Source organism: Microbulbifer mixtoriginis (SeqCode), from assembly GCF_052466695.1.
This window is the reverse complement of the sequence record NZ_CP174285.1, coordinates 3,392,194-3,406,829: the sequence shown is the minus strand read 5'-3', so window position 1 is coordinate 3,406,829 and position 14,636 is coordinate 3,392,194. Positions and strand designations below refer to the sequence as shown.

Below are 14,636 nucleotides of genomic sequence, written 5' to 3'. Positions count from 1 at the left end.
CTCATTGTGTTGGGCAACTTTGATGCTGTGACAGAAAGGCAGTTTAGCGACGGGTGCTTTATGGCTCAAGAAGTCTGTGGGGGTGAAAGCGGCAAACGCCCGCCCCGGGAGGATAAGGCGGGCTGCTAGGGACGAATTAACCGGCCCTAGAGTGTTTGCAGCGGGTAGTTTTCGGGGTAAGGCAGGCGGGCACAGCCGCTGTCTACCGCTGCGCGCGCTACTGCGGCGGCAACCTCCGGAAGCAGGCGTGGATCCGTGGGTTTGGGCAAGATATAACTTGGGCCAAAGCTCAGTTCTACCCCGCCGTAGCCCTCGCGTACCGAGTCCGGCACCGGTAAATGGGCGATCTTACGGATGGCTTCAATTGCGGCCAGCTTCATCTCTTCATTGATACGCGCCGCACGCACATCCAGCGCGCCACGAAATATGAAGGGAAAGCAGAGTACATTGTTGACCTGGTTGGGGTAATCCGAGCGCCCGGTAGCCATGATCAGGTCGTCGCGTACGCTGTGGGCCAGCTCTGGTTTGATCTCCGGATTTGGATTTGAGCAGGCGAATACCACTGGCTTCGGCGCCATGCGCTGCAGCTGTTCGGCGGAGAGCAGATCTGGGCCCGATACTCCGAGGAATACATCGGCACCGGTGATAGCGTCATCGAGGGTGCGCATATCAGTATCCCGCGCCCACTCACCTTTATAAGCATTGATATCGGTGCGGCCGGAGTGAATTACCCCACGGCTGTCGAGCATGGTGATTTGATCTTTGCGTGCGCCGGCGGCCAGCAGCAGTTTGCAGCAAGCGGTGGCGGCGGCACCAGCTCCAAGGCACACCATGCGCACGTCGCTGATTTTCTTTCCCTGGATCTCCAGGGCATTCAGCATGCCGGCAACGGTCACAATTGCAGTGCCGTGCTGGTCGTCGTGGAATATGGGTACTGGGCAGCGCTCAATCAGTGCCTCTTCAATATGGAAGCACTCAGGCGCTTTAATATCTTCGAGATTGATGCCGCCGAAGGTATTGGCGATGGCGGCAACTGTCTGAATAAACTGCTCCGGGCTGTTGACGTCCACTTCGATATCCACCGAGTTGATATCGGCGAAGCGCTTGAACAGTAGTGACTTGCCCTCCATCACCGGCTTGGAGGCCAGTGGGCCCAGGTTACCGAGGCCGAGGATGGCGCTGCCGTTGGAAATGACCGCCACCAGGTTGCCTTTGCCGGTATAGCGATAGGCGGCCTCTGGGTCCTTGGCAATTTCACGCACAGGTTCCGCCACACCGGGACTATAGGCCAGCGACAGGTCCTCCTGAGTTTCAGCGGGGGTGGTCAGCTCGACTGAAAGTTTGCCGGGGCTGGGGAGTGCGTGGTAATCGAGCGCTGCCTGGCGCAATGAATCCGTCATTTGGGGGCTGTTCTCTCGAAAACGGGGGGCGACACTTGGGGCGTCATCCCGGTTACTGCGGGTTTCAGAGAATAACCGAGGGGTGCTTGCGGTCACAAGCTCACAGAGGTAATGAAACAGCTACTTATTACTATTTTGCCCTTAACATTTGGCCAAATTCAGGATGATCAGCCGTCTAATATTCAATTTGAAGGATAAATTTACTGCTAATAACGAATATATTAAGCGATACAAATCGATTTCGCCCCAGCGCTCTGGATCTGAGCAGAGCGCTGAATTTGCAGCACAAAAAAGGGCGCCGTGGAAAATTCCAGGGCGCCCTTTCTGAAGTACCAAAGTACCTCTTTATTCGGATTACTTGCCGATGCGGCTGCCGAAACGCTTCTTGAAGCGGTCCACGCGTCCACCGGTAGTAGCCTGCTTCTGCTTGCCGGTATAGAAGGGGTGGCACTGGGAGCAGACGTCGATCTGCAGGTCTTTGCCCAGGGTGGAGCGGGTCTTAACAACATTGCCGCAGGAGCAAGTAGCGGTGATGTCAGTGTAGTTAGGATGGATATCTGCTTTCATGATTGCCTCTTTCCGAAACCGCCACTCGATCTGTTGCCGGGCACGGCATCGTCGTTGGAGCAGGAACCGGATTGGTTCCAGGCTGATTAAAAAGTCGGCGCATACTATCAGATTAGCGCCGGGGTTCAAGCCCAAATAAAGGCCGGGCAATGGTGTTATTCCGCGGCGGCGATAAGTTGCTGCAGAGCCTGCAGGTGCTTGTTTAGCGCCTCTCGCCCGCTCTCAGTGAGGCGATACCAGGTGACGGGTTTACGCTCTACAAAGTCTTTGCGTAGAGCAATATAGCCCTGCTCTTCCAAGCGGCGCAGCTGCGCGCCGAGGTTGCCATCGGTTACCTGCAACTGCTCCTTGAAGAGAGAGAAGCTGATTTCCTCGTATTTCGCTAGCATCACACAAATCGCGAGGCGTACCCGGTGTTCGAGGACCGGGTCCAAGTCCGCAAGGGCTTTCATTGCGCTGCTCCATTAGTTTGCCTGGCCCGCTGTACCAGGCCGGTCCAAACAAGTCCACAGCCGATCGCCAGGCCGCTCAGTACCCAGGCGTAGGGCGGTGTCAGCAAAATGATCAGCAAGTAACTGGCCAGCATCAATATACCGCTATAGAGCAGTGGACGGATCAGGTGGATACCGGCGAGGCTATAGGAGAGTCCGGCTAAAAGCAGAAATTGCTCCGGGCCAGCAGCGTTGGGCTTGGCGATCATTGTGGCCAATATCAACAGGAAACCGATCCCAGTTACCATCCAGTGCCAACCATACTTGCGACCAAAGGTACTGTTATTGATGCCAGTGCGGCGTGCTGTGCGCTCGCCCAGCCACCAGCTGAACAGTCCGCCGGCGGTACTCGCCACCAGGAAGTAATACACGGTAAGTTGCGGGGCCAGGTCCGCCAAAGCGAATCCGATAAAAATTAGTAGTCCCCACAAGAAATAGAGTGATGGGATGCCGTTCTCCACTTGGTTGCTGCGCACGGCATCGCTGACAAAATCCAGGCTGTCTTTGAGTTTTTCCATATCGGTCATGGCTGTCTTCCTTGCTAACTTAGTGAACTCTAAATATTAGAGTTGATTTATAGAGTACTCTGAATTTTAGAGTTGGCAAGTAAAATTTGCAGTCTCTGTACCTTGTCGTAACAGCCAGTACACTAGCGCCTTTTACCGAGGTTATTGGGGGCGGGGTGCAGCAGACGGTACCAAAGACAGTGCAACAGGGAGTTATCCTGCGGTTGGCGGTGCCAGTGCCACTGCGGCGTCTCTTCGATTATCTGCCCCCGGAGGGCCTCAATCCCGCTGAATTGAAACCCGGCCAGCGCTTGTGGGTACCTTTTGCTGGGCGCAAATTGGTAGCCGTATTGGTGGAGTTAGTGCCGGAGTCGCCGCAGGCACAGCTGAAACCGGCGCAGGAACTGATTGATAGCAAAGCCCTGTTCGACAGTGGCGCGCGCAAACTTCTCAACTGGATCGCCGACTATTACCAGGCCCCGGTTGGAGAGGTTTACGCCGCCGCCCTGCCCGCCGCCTTGCGCAAGGGCAAGCCGGCTGATCATTGGGCTGAGCAGTGGTTGCAACTCACTACCGAAGGCAAGGGGCTACCGGAATCTGCACTGGCGCGGGCGCCCAAGCAGCAGGCCCTGTTGCAACAATTACTGCGCGCCGGCCAGCAGAGCCGCACCTACCTGAAAACCCAGGGGCATACTCCGGCGGTGATTCGCGCCTTGCAGGAGCGCCAACTGGTGGAGTGGGTTTCGGGTCCTACGGTGCCGCCGCCGATGCCGGCTGCGGAGGCCACTCCGCCACCGCAGCTGAATAGTGAGCAGCAGCAGGTACTCGCTGCGGTAGATTGCAGTTGCTTTTCCGCCACCTTGTTAGAAGGCACCACTGGCAGTGGCAAGACCGAGGTCTACCTGCGGTTAATGGAGCGGGTTCTGGCCGAAGGGCACCAGGCCTTGTTGTTGGTGCCGGAAATCGGTCTCACTCCGCAGACCTTGCGGCGCATCGCCGCGCGCTTTCCCGAGCACAGTATCGCCGCCCTGCACTCGGGGCTGGCCGAGGGCGAGCGTGCCCAATCGTGGCTCGCCGCCTCTGAGGGCCAAGCGGATATCGTTATTGGCACCCGCTCGGCAATTATGACGCCACTGCCGAGACTCGGTGTGGTGTTAGTAGATGAGGAACACGACGCTTCATTTAAGCAACAGGATGGTGTGCGCTATTCCGCCCGTGACCTGGCGGTGGTTTTGGCGCGCAACAGTGATGTGCCGGTGCTGCTGGGTTCTGCAACGCCTTCCCTGGAAACCTTGCACAACGCCCTTAATGGTCGCTATCAACATTTGCGCATGCGCCAGCGCGCCGGCGATGCGCGCCCGCCGCAGATCCACGTGGTGCCGACCCTACGCGAGCCCCTGGAAGAGGGTTTTTCGCCTCAGGTTTTACGTCATATCGGCGAGACACTGGCTCGCGGAGAGCAAGTGCTGGTGTTTATTAACCGGCGTGGCTTTGCACCGGCACTCAACTGTGATGATTGCGGCTGGATTGCCGACTGTCCGCACTGTTCCAGTAAACTCACCATGCACCGACGCCAGCGCCAGCTGCGTTGTCACCACTGCGATTATCGCCGCCCCCTGGTGGATACTTGTCCGCAGTGCCACAGCCGCTCAATCTCTGCCCTGGGAGGCGGCACCGAGCGCAGCGAAGAGTTGCTGGCGCGGCGCTTTGCCGATTACCCGGTAATTCGCGTTGACCGGGATACCACCACCAGTAAGCAGGCTCTCGATCGCTTGCTGGCGCCGGCCCGCGATGGCGATCCCTGTCTGTTACTGGGCACTCAGATGCTGGCCAAGGGGCACCATCTACCGAGGGTGACTCTGGTGGTGATTCAGGATGCCGATGGCGGCTTGTTCAGTGCCGATTTTCGCGCGCCCGAACGCACAGGTCAGTTGCTGGAGCAGGTGGCGGGGCGCGCCGGGCGCGGCAGCTTGAGTGGCCGCGTATTGGTGCAGAGCCGCTTCCCGGAGCACCCGCTGCTGCAAATGTTATTGGAAAAAGGCTATGGGACTTTTGCGCGCCAGCTGTTGCGCGATCGTGCGGTGGCACAGCTGCCTCCGACCCACGCCATGGCACTGGTGCGAGCCGAGTGTGAGGAGCCCGCCTGGGCCGAGGAATTTCTGCATAATGCACGCCTATTTATGCAATCCCTAGTACCGCCCTCACCTCAGTTGCAATATCTGGGTCCGGTGCCGGCGCTGCTTGAGCGCAAATCTGGTCGCTACCGTTTTTATGTTCAGGTGACCGCACAAAATCGCGCCCAGTTACAACCCCTGCTGGCCCGGGTATGTGCCTGGGCCGAGAGCAATAAGAATCGCCGCTTGCGCTGGGCGGTGGACATGGATGCGCAGGAATTGTCGTGAATTTTGCGAGAGAGCAATGCCCTTGTGTAAATTGGCGGTACAATTTGCCCGCTGAGTAGACTATCCAGGGAAGAATTCCACCATGAGCCGTCGCAACACGAAACGCCGCAGCAAAAGTGCCTCGGGCAAACCAGCATGGGTGTGGTTTGTACTGGGCAATGCCGTGGGTGGCTTTGCGGTGTTTTTGCTGCTGCAGTTCGGTGTGGCCGGCAATGGCAAAGGTGCCGCTGGTGACAGAGCTCCGGCAACCAAACCGACGGCGCAGGCGCCGTCCGAACCGCGCTTTGATTTCTATACCATGCTTAAGGAAAACGAAGTTTCGGTACCGCCACCCAAGGTGGCCAAGCCCGCCATTCGTGGGGAGTCTTCCTCCAATAAACAAGGGGCTGCTGACAAGGTCAAAGCGCAGGTTTATATCTTGCAGGCCGCCTCTTTCCGCGAGGCGGCGGAAGCCGAGCGCCTGCGCGCCCAGCTCACCCTGGCCAATCTGGATGTCAAAGTGGAGTCTGCCAGTGATAGCCGCGGCACTTGGCATCGGGTCTTGGTTGGACCCTTCGACAACCGCTCGCGCATGGCCAAAGCCCGCCAGGTTCTGGCAGAACATCGCCTGATGCCGCTGGTATTGAAGCGACCTGCAAATTAAATCAACCGCTGGATTCCTCGTCTGGCGCCGCCAGTTTGCCCAGCAGACTTTTTATTACCGGTCTGATCAGTGGCGGCAATCCCAGTGAAATTATCCAGGCCAGTAACCAGGCCCGGCCCCATATCGGCAGAAATCCTTCGCTGAATCCCTGGTGGGAGTAGGTGATCGCCCCAGAGATTACTCCCGACATCACGCAGGTCATAACCAGGGTGAAAAGCGGCTTGAAGTAGCGGGAGGGAAGCAGAGCCAAGAGGCGAATCCGCAATGGATGACGGGTTCTCAGTATAGCAATTGGCCCTTCTCTTATTGAAATCGGTGCGTCCCGTCCTCACTTATCTAATCTGACTAATTTTCCCGGCGTGTAAGGCAGCAGGCCTTGCACAGCCACAGTACACGCGTAATCCGAGAGGTCTCCATTGGAACAGTATCGCGGAACCACCATTTTATCCTGTCGCCGCAACGGCAAAGTTGTGATTGGCGGCGACGGCCAGGTGTCTCTGGGCAACACCATTATGAAAGGCAATGCCCGCAAGGTGCGCCGACTTTACAAAGATAAGGTTATCGCTGGTTTTGCCGGTGGCACCGCCGATGCCTTCACCCTGTTTGAGCGTTTTGAAGCCAAGCTGGAAGCTCACGGTGGCCAGTTGACCCGCGCTGCGGTGGAGCTGGCCAAAGACTGGCGCACAGACCGCGCACTGCGTCGCCTGGAAGCTCTATTAGCGGTGGCAGATGACAGCGCTAGTTTGATTGTGACCGGCAACGGCGATGTGATTCAGCCGGAAGATGACCTGATTGCTATCGGTTCCGGCGGCCCCTTTGCCCAGTCGGCGGCGCGCGCGCTGCTCGACAATACCGATATGGATGCGCGCTCCATCGTTGAGCAGGGCTTGAAAATTGCCGGTGATATCTGCGTCTACACCAACCACAACAACACTATCGAAGAATTGACTTACTGACCGGGCGCACTCAGAAGAAGCACCTGAGTCCAGCGGGCTGCAACCTGGCCCGCACAACCGTTTTGCAGGAATTTGTATGTCCCAGATGACCCCCCGTGAAATCGTCCATGAACTCGATCGCCACATCGTTGGCCAGCAGGATGCCAAACGCGCGGTAGCGATTGCGCTGCGCAACCGCTGGCGTCGTATGCAGGTGAGCGAGGATCTCCGTGCCGAAATCACCCCGAAGAATATCCTGATGATCGGCCCCACCGGTGTGGGTAAAACCGAAATCGCACGCCGTCTGGCAAAGCTTGCCAATGCGCCTTTCATTAAGGTTGAAGCGACTAAGTTCACCGAAGTGGGCTATGTTGGCCGCGATGTAGAATCTATCGTGCGTGATCTTGTCGAGATGGCAGTGAAGCAGGAGCGCGAACTGGCCATGGCCGGCGTGCAACAGCGCGCTATGGATGCAGCCGAGGAACGCATTCTCGACGCTCTGCTGCCACCTGCGCGTTCGGCTGAGCCCAACGACAAGGATTCCAGCACCCGCCAGCTGTTCCGCAAGAAGCTGCGCGAGGGCGACTTGGACAGTAAGGAAGTGGAAATTGATATGGCCGCCGCGCCTATGGGTGTGGAGATTATGGCCCCTCCTGGGATGGAGGAAATGACCAACCAGCTGCAGGGCATGTTCTCGAATATGTCCCAGGGCAAGACGCGCAAGCGCAAGCTGCCAGTCAAGCAGGCGTTGAAACAGCTTACCGATGAGGAAGCCGCCAAGCTGGTGAACGATGAAGATATCAAAACCCGTGCGATTCGCGCTGCCGAACAAAACGGTATCGTTTTTATCGATGAGATCGACAAGGTGGCCAAGCGCCAGGAGAGCGGCGGTGCCGATGTCTCCCGTGAAGGGGTGCAGCGCGACCTGTTGCCGCTGATCGAGGGCAGCACCGTCAACACCAAGTACGGCATGATCAAGACAGACCATATTCTGTTTATCGCCTCCGGTGCCTTCCACCTGTCCAAGCCCTCGGACCTGATTCCCGAGCTGCAGGGGCGTATGCCGATTCGCGTGGAGCTGAGCTCGCTGACTTCCGCTGACTTTGAGCGTATTCTCACCGAACCCTCCGCGTCTCTGACCGAACAGCAGAAGGCTTTGCTGGCGACAGAGGGTCTGGAACTGCAATTCACCGAAGACGGCATTCGCCGTATCGCTGAAGTGGCTTACGAAGTGAATGAACGCACAGAGAATATCGGTGCACGCCGTTTGCATACGGTGCTGGAGCGCCTGCTGGAGGAGGTTTCCTTCGATGCCGGCGACGGCGACAAGTCTCTCAAAGTGGATGCGACTTATGTGGACAGTCACCTGGGTGAGCTGAGCCAAAACGAGGACCTTTCGCGTTTTATCCTGTAAATGAAACCGCAAAAAATACGATTAAATCGCGCAGAGAAAACTCTGCAGTTGCTGTTTGCCGATGGCGAGTTCAGCCTGCCGGCAGAGTATCTGCGTGTCTACTCCCCCAGCGCCGAGGTGCGCGGCCATGGCAATAGCCCCGCACTGCTGGTGGATGGAAAAATCCATGTGGGTATCGACAGGGTCGAAGCCGCCGGTCGTTACGGTCTGAAAATCGATTTTGATGACGGCCATGACACCGGCATTTACACCTGGGAATATCTGCGTGAACTGGCCGAAAAATACACCGTCAATTGGGAGGCCTACCTGGAGCGCTTGCGCGCGGCGGGCAAGGGGCGCGACCCGGATGAAAGTGTGGTGAAATTTATCGGTTAGCTGCCAAGTGCGCCCTTCAGTGGCGCACTTTCCTTCCCTCCCAAAGTATTAAAAAGCGAGGAAAAACTATAATTTCCAGCATTATTTCACAATACTGTAACAATTATGTGGATGCCTTTTTGCAGTTGTAACAAGCGTACAAATCTTTATGACAAAGAAAACGAGATGTTAATCGGCGCGTAATTCTTTTGTCATATTTCCGGACTCTAATGCTCGCCAAATTCACGAGTTCCGGAGGCCCACCGTGGCAAAAAAACTTGCCCGCGCACTCAGCGCCTTTTGTTTGATTCCTCTCGCTTCCGCGGTTTCCGCCGCGAGCCTGCCCGATTACCAAACTAAGAGTGAATGGTTTACCGAGGCGTCCGATCGCCTGGAAGAACGCGTTTCTCTTACCCGTGAAGCCAAAACTGCCAAAAACGTCATCCTATTTGTTGGCGATGGCATGGGGATTTCCACCCAGACCGCAGCCCGTATCTTCGAGGGCCAGCGTCGCGGTGAACCCGGTGAAGAGAACAGTCTTTCTTTTGAGGATTTCCCTCACAGTGCCCTGATCAAAACCTACAACACTAACCAGCAGACCCCCGACTCCGCCGGCACCATGACCGCGATGATGACCGGGGTGAAAACTCGCGCTGGTATGATCAATGTGGATGGCAAGGGCCTGGTGGCTGACTGTGCTGCGAGTAAGGAGCTGGGTTTGAACAGCTTTCTTGAGATGATGGAAAGCCGCGGTAAGGCTACCGGCATTGTTTCTACCGCACGCCTCACCCACGCTACTCCGGCAGCCACTTATGCCCACAGCGCCAGCCGCAAGTGGGAACACGCGGCCGATGAGGGCTGTACCGATATCGCTACACAAATGGTAGAAATGAATATCGGCGATGGCATGGAAGTTATGCTCGGTGGTGGCCGCAACTACTTTACACCGGTGGCCGAGGGTGGCCTGCGTGAGGACGAGCGCAACCTAACGGGTGAATGGCTGCTGCGCTATGACGGTGAGCAGAATGCGGTTTACGTCGAAAATAGTTTTGAATTGTCGGCAGTGGATATCGCCAAAACGGATAAGCTGTTGGGTCTCTTTACCGAAGATCACATGAGCTACGATGCCGACCGCATCGCCAAGAACAGCGAAGAGCCCAGCATCGTCGAGATGACCACTACCGCTATCGATATGCTGCAAAAAGATGAAGACGGCTTCTTCCTGATGGTGGAATCCGGCCGAGTCGATCACGCTCACCATTCCGGCAATGCCTATAACGCACTGAATGAAGCGATCGAGTTATCTGACGCGGTCAAGGCAGCACTACAAAAAGTGAATCTGGAAGAAACCCTGATCCTGGTGACTGCTGACCACAGCCACGTAATGAATATGGCGGGCTATCCCACCAGAGGTAACCCTATTCTGGGCAAGGTGATCGGCAACGATGACAGCGGTGCGCCAAATCAGGCCGTCTCCCTGGCCGAGGACAATAAGCCTTACACTACCCTGACTTACACCAATGGGCGCGGCTTCGCCTATGTGGATTCAGGTGAAAACACCGATGCGGACAAGCGCGATAACTATGATATCGCCGCCGGTCGTCATGATTTGACAGAGATAAATACCGAAAAACCGGGTTTCCATCAGGAGTCCCTGGTTGCCCTGGGGGGCGAAAGCCACGGCGGTGAGGATATTAGTCTGCACGCGATCGGCGCCGGTGCCGAAAAAGTGCAGGGACATCTGGAACAGAACGCGGTTTTCCACATAATGACTGCCGCGACCGACCTGTCGCTGTCAGAAGAATAATTGGGGGTATTGACCATGAAACAGTTTAAAAAGACCCTGCTGGCCTTTTCCGTTGCCGTACTGGCCAGTGCCTGTAGCGACGATAACTCCAGCTCCAACAATGTTGCCGAAGTGCCGGATGCTACTGAAACACCGCAGCAGCAGAATTATTTAGGCCTTTCCTCAACCCAAAGTGAAAGCAGCTGGTTCGAAGATGGCCAGAAAGCGGTAGCTGCGGCGAGCGCAGAGAAAATCAACAATACGCCGGGTGCCGCAAAAAACATTATTCTGTTTGTGGGCGATGGCATGGGTATCTCCACTGTCACCGCCGCGCGCATCTTCGCCGGCCAAAAACTAGGCCTAGACGGCGAGGAATACCAGCTGAGCTTCGAAAAAATGCCCTTTGCCGGTTTGGTAAAAACTTACAACACCAACCAGCAGACCCCGGATTCCGCTGGCACCATGACCGCTCTGGTTACCGGTGTGAAAACCAAGGCGGGTATTCTGAGTGTGGCTGAAGATGTCGCCCGCGGTGACTGCGCTGCCAGCCTCGAACGTCCCCTGACCACCTCCCTGGAACTGGCCGAGGAACTGGGTAAGAGCACCGGTATCATCAGCACCGCGCGTATCACCCACGCCACGCCCGCAGCCACCTATGCCAAGGTGCCTGAGCGTGAGTGGGAATACACTGCTCCGGATGGCTGTCGCGATATCGCCACCCACCTGGTTGAATTGGAAGCCGGCGATGGTATCGACGTGGTAATGGGCGGCGGCCGCCGCAACTTCCTGCCAGCGGACTTCACCGATGCGGAAGGCAAGACTGGTAAGCGCACCGATGGGCGCAATTTGATTGAAGCGTGGAAAACTCGTTACAACGATGGCGTAACCACCGCGCACTACATGGAAGACAAAGCCGGGTTTGACCAGCTGGATGTGACTAACACCGATAAGCTATTGGCATTATTTAACTCCTCTCATATGCGCTATGAGGCCGATCGTGGCAACGATGTTGGCGGCGAGCCTTCCCTGAGTGAGATGACTGCCAAGGGCATCGAGATGCTGCAGCAAAACGACAAGGGTTACTTCCTGATGGTGGAGTCCGGTCGTATCGACCACGGTCATCACGCCAACAATGCCTACAATGCCCTCAGCGATGCGGAAGAGTTTGCCAAAGCCGTGCAGGTAGCCCTAGAGAACACCAGTGCCGAGGATACTCTAATCGTTGTTACCGCGGATCACAGTCACGTGATGACCATTGCCGGTGGGACTACCCGTGGCAACCCAATCCTCGGTAAGGTAGTTAAAAATGACAAGACCGGTGTGGCTGAAGAGATGCCCAAGCTGGATAAAACCGGCTTGCCTTACACAACCCTGAACTATGCCAATGGTCGCGGTTTTGCACATTACGGCGACAATACCGATGCTGATGACCGCTACTATGACGATATTGTTCAAGGGCGTCAGGATCTTACCGATGTGGACACCACCGCTCCTGGTTTCCACCAGGAAGTTCTTGTTCCTCTTTCCGGGGAGACCCACGGCGGTGAAGATGTAGGTGTCTGGGCCCGAGGACCCGGTGCGCACCTAGTAAGCGGTACCAATGAGCAGAACTATCTGTTCCATGTGATGGCCCGCGCCGGCGGCCTGCTGGAGCAGAGCGCCAAATAAGTTGGCGAGTTTAAGGCGCGGGAAACCCTCCTGCGCCTTTTTAGTTTTTTGGTGAGTAGTTTCAGCGCCCTCTGTGCCAGCATCACTTAGATCACAAGTGTTTTGTGGGCAAAGAAAATGGCGCAACCGTCTTCTATTTTCCTGCGCAGTCGCATCTTGTGCCAGTCCCCCATCTCCAATAACTTGATTAACTCTTCCCCTAATGGCTCTCCCACAGTGATGGCAAAGCGACACAGTAGGTATAGATCACGCCAGTCCCCTAGTATTTGTGCGAGTTGTTTGAGCGGTTCACAGCGCAGCGCAATAGATTGGGGGTGTTTCTCTCTGAGTAGGCGACAGTGGTACCAGTGATCTTTTACCCTTTTACGCAATTGATGCAGTTTATGGGCGCTGTCTCCTTCGCGTGTTTCTAGCCAGGTTTTGTGCGTGCGCTGGTAGCCGCGTAAATATCCTACGTCGATATCTCTCCAATCAATATTTTGCAGGGGCCAACACTCAATACTCTTTTGTGCCTCATGCAGTAACCCTTCGACCCGAATAAGGCTCTCCTCATCTCGCAGCGACCGCTGTAATTGGTGCAGCACTCTATGCATTTTTTCAAAGTGGTTGGGGGGAGCTAGGGTAAGGAGCGCGGTGCGCATGGAGACAAGATCGCGGCTCGCCGATAGGGATCGCGCTAATTTCCGGTAGCGATCGTTCTCGAGTTGGAAGAGTGAATTTTCTTTCGGAAAAATCAGTCGCAGTAGAGCACGCAGTTTCTTGCAGTGTTTACGTAGCTCATGAATGGCATGTTCACCTGGCAGAAGCCGGGCATTATCACAGGCGGCGCGTATTTCTGCGTGAGCCGCAGTGCGCAGACTCAGTGCAGCGGGCATGTCGCTGTCGAGTCGGTAATCCATGAATTGGCCCTGGACTCAGTATTTTCTCTAGTGTGATTTAATTTTAGTGAGTTGCCACTGGGCGAATCATGGGCACTGTTCCGCCGGCTTGGTCGATGTACAATGGCGCACTGAATTTGGCTCAGCAGGCAGCACAGCATGAAGGATCGCAAGACCACCCACTTCGGCTACCAAGAGGTCCCGGTGGAGGAAAAGGCCGGTCGTGTGGCGGAAGTGTTCCACTCAGTGGCGGCGCGTTACGACGTAATGAACGACTTGATGTCCGGGGGTATTCACCGCCTCTGGAAGCGTTTCACCATCGAATTGTCCGGTGCGCGGCCGGGACAGAAAATTCTGGATATCGCCGGGGGCACCGGTGATCTCACCGCGCGTTTCTCGCGTATTGTGGGCGCCAGCGGTCAGGTGGTGTTGGCAGATATTAATGAATCGATGCTTAGGGTCGGCCGCGACCGCCTGCTCGATCGTGGCATTGCCGGCAACGTAGTGCCGGTACAGGCGGACGCCCAGTACCTTCCCTTTCCGGACAACACCTTCGACTGTATTACCATCGCTTTTGGTCTGCGCAATGTCACCGATAAAGACTTGGCGCTGCGCTCCATGTTGCGGGTACTGAAACCCGGTGGGCGCTTACTGGTACTGGAGTTCTCCAAGCCGGAATCGAAACTGCTGGAAAAAGTCTACGATCACTACTCGTTCCGCCTGCTGCCATTTATGGGGAAATTGGTGGCCAACGACGCGGAGAGTTACCGCTACTTGGCGGAGAGCATCCGCATGCATCCGGATCAGGAAACGCTCAAGCAGATGATGGTGGATGCTGGATTTGTCGATTGTGAATTTCACAATATGACCGGTGGCATTGTGGCGTTGCACCGTGGTATCAAGCCCTGAGAGGTGCCCGTCGTGATTGACCCCCAAGTGATGGCACGAGGCCAATAACCACCATGAGCGATCCCACCTATCGCGCGGGTTTTGACGCCGCGCTGGAAACCGCTATTAATACTGCCTTGCAATACGATCCCGCGACCCGAGCACGCCTGCAGGAGTTGGACGGCAAAACCATGGCGCTCGACCTGACGGCTCCAAAGTTGCAATGCTGCCTATGTATTGAGGGCGATCAGGTGCGCGTGCGCCAGCACTGGGAGGGAGATGTAACGACCACCATCAGCGGCTCGGCTATTTCCCTGGTGCGATTACTAAAGGACCCCGATGCCACGCCTGCGGCACTGGGCGTTTCTATCAGCGGCTCCAGTGCCCTACTGGCGGAGTTGCAGTGGATCATGAGCGATCTGGATATCGATTGGGAGGCGCCACTTGCGCAAGTGTTTGGAGATATTCCCGCCCACTCCATCGGCAATGTGCTGCGCAGTGCTAGTAGCTGGTTAAGTGCCAGCCTTAGTCGCGCGCCGGTTGCGGCCGCAGAGACGATCAGTGAGGAATGGCAGTTGACGCCACCACAGGCACAATTTGAAGCTTTCGCGGATGACCTCGCCGAGTTGTCCCTGGCCACCGAGCGCCTGGAGGCGCGGGTGCGCCTGCTGCAGGAACAGTTTTCCCGCGGGGAGGCCGAGTAG

15 protein-coding genes are annotated in these 14,636 nt (G+C 56.4%); 9 read left to right on the top strand and 6 right to left on the bottom strand.

Annotated features, from left to right (window positions below):
* Positions 1–146: 146 nt before the first annotated feature.
* The 4 genes from ACJJI0_RS14765 to ACJJI0_RS14750 form a co-directional block, all read right to left on the bottom strand.
* Entirely contained in the window at positions 147–1,400 is a 1,254-nt protein-coding gene (locus ACJJI0_RS14765; protein WP_444883178.1) for a malic enzyme-like NAD(P)-binding protein, read from the bottom strand.
* Positions 1,401–1,754: 354 nt separating this feature from the next.
* Complete coding sequence (gene rpmE, locus ACJJI0_RS14760; protein WP_083922744.1) at positions 1,755–1,967, bottom strand: 50S ribosomal protein L31; 213 nt, start codon at positions 1,965–1,967, stop codon at positions 1,755–1,757.
* A 155-nt stretch (positions 1,968–2,122) separates the two neighbouring features.
* Positions 2,123–2,419, bottom strand: a complete 297-nt coding sequence (locus ACJJI0_RS14755) for a winged helix-turn-helix domain-containing protein (protein ID WP_444883177.1) — start codon at positions 2,417–2,419, stop codon at positions 2,123–2,125.
* Complete coding sequence (locus ACJJI0_RS14750) at positions 2,416–2,985, bottom strand: hypothetical protein (RefSeq protein WP_444883176.1); 570 nt, start codon at positions 2,983–2,985, stop codon at positions 2,416–2,418. Before ACJJI0_RS14750 ends, ACJJI0_RS14755 begins: the two co-directional genes overlap by 4 nt.
* A gap of 86 nt (positions 2,986–3,071) precedes the next feature.
* On the opposite strand from ACJJI0_RS14750, the gene ACJJI0_RS14745 reads away from it, so the two are divergent.
* Positions 3,072–5,366, top strand: coding sequence for a primosomal protein N' (locus ACJJI0_RS14745; protein ID WP_444883175.1), 2,295 nt, complete (start codon positions 3,072–3,074; stop codon positions 5,364–5,366).
* Between the two features lie 82 nt (positions 5,367–5,448).
* Complete coding sequence (locus ACJJI0_RS14740) at positions 5,449–6,009, top strand: SPOR domain-containing protein (RefSeq protein WP_252083843.1); 561 nt, start codon at positions 5,449–5,451, stop codon at positions 6,007–6,009.
* A gap of 1 nt (position 6,010) precedes the next feature.
* Here ACJJI0_RS14740 and ACJJI0_RS14735 read toward each other — a convergent pair whose 3' ends face one another.
* Positions 6,011–6,259: a DUF2798 domain-containing protein gene (locus ACJJI0_RS14735; RefSeq protein ID WP_252083842.1), complete on the bottom strand. Its 249-nt coding sequence runs from the start codon at positions 6,257–6,259 to the stop codon at positions 6,011–6,013.
* Positions 6,260–6,425: 166 nt separating this feature from the next.
* Between ACJJI0_RS14735 and hslV the strand changes: the two genes are divergently transcribed.
* The 5 genes from hslV (at position 6,426) to ACJJI0_RS14710 (ending at position 12,166) form a co-directional block, all read left to right on the top strand.
* Positions 6,426–6,965: an ATP-dependent protease subunit HslV gene (gene hslV, locus ACJJI0_RS14730; RefSeq protein ID WP_252083840.1), complete on the top strand. Its 540-nt coding sequence runs from the start codon at positions 6,426–6,428 to the stop codon at positions 6,963–6,965.
* A 76-nt stretch (positions 6,966–7,041) separates the two neighbouring features.
* Positions 7,042–8,358 (top strand): ATP-dependent protease ATPase subunit HslU, encoded by a 1,317-nt coding sequence (gene hslU / locus ACJJI0_RS14725; protein ID WP_444883174.1) that lies wholly within the window; start codon positions 7,042–7,044, stop codon positions 8,356–8,358.
* The gene (locus tag ACJJI0_RS14720; protein WP_444883173.1) at positions 8,359–8,733 is read left to right on the top strand and encodes a gamma-butyrobetaine hydroxylase family protein; all 375 of its coding nucleotides are present in this window, start codon (positions 8,359–8,361) and stop codon (positions 8,731–8,733) included.
* Positions 8,734–8,977: 244 nt separating this feature from the next.
* On the top strand, positions 8,978–10,519 hold the full coding sequence (locus ACJJI0_RS14715) for an alkaline phosphatase (RefSeq protein ID WP_444883172.1): 1,542 nt from the start codon (positions 8,978–8,980) through the stop codon (positions 10,517–10,519).
* Between the two features lie 15 nt (positions 10,520–10,534).
* Positions 10,535–12,166: an alkaline phosphatase gene (locus tag ACJJI0_RS14710; RefSeq protein ID WP_444883171.1), complete on the top strand. Its 1,632-nt coding sequence runs from the start codon at positions 10,535–10,537 to the stop codon at positions 12,164–12,166.
* An 86-nt stretch (positions 12,167–12,252) separates the two neighbouring features.
* Here the strand turns inward: ACJJI0_RS14710 and ACJJI0_RS14705 are convergent, their stop codons facing one another.
* The gene (locus ACJJI0_RS14705) at positions 12,253–13,065 is read right to left on the bottom strand and encodes a CHAD domain-containing protein (protein ID WP_444883170.1); all 813 of its coding nucleotides are present in this window, start codon (positions 13,063–13,065) and stop codon (positions 12,253–12,255) included.
* Positions 13,066–13,203: 138 nt separating this feature from the next.
* On the opposite strand from ACJJI0_RS14705, the gene ubiE reads away from it, so the two are divergent.
* Both ubiE and ACJJI0_RS14695 read left to right on the top strand, forming a co-directional pair.
* Entirely contained in the window at positions 13,204–13,953 is a 750-nt protein-coding gene (gene ubiE / locus ACJJI0_RS14700; protein ID WP_252083834.1) for a bifunctional demethylmenaquinone methyltransferase/2-methoxy-6-polyprenyl-1,4-benzoquinol methylase UbiE, read from the top strand.
* A 53-nt stretch (positions 13,954–14,006) separates the two neighbouring features.
* Positions 14,007–14,636: a ubiquinone biosynthesis accessory factor UbiJ gene (locus tag ACJJI0_RS14695; protein ID WP_444883169.1), complete on the top strand. Its 630-nt coding sequence runs from the start codon at positions 14,007–14,009 to the stop codon at positions 14,634–14,636.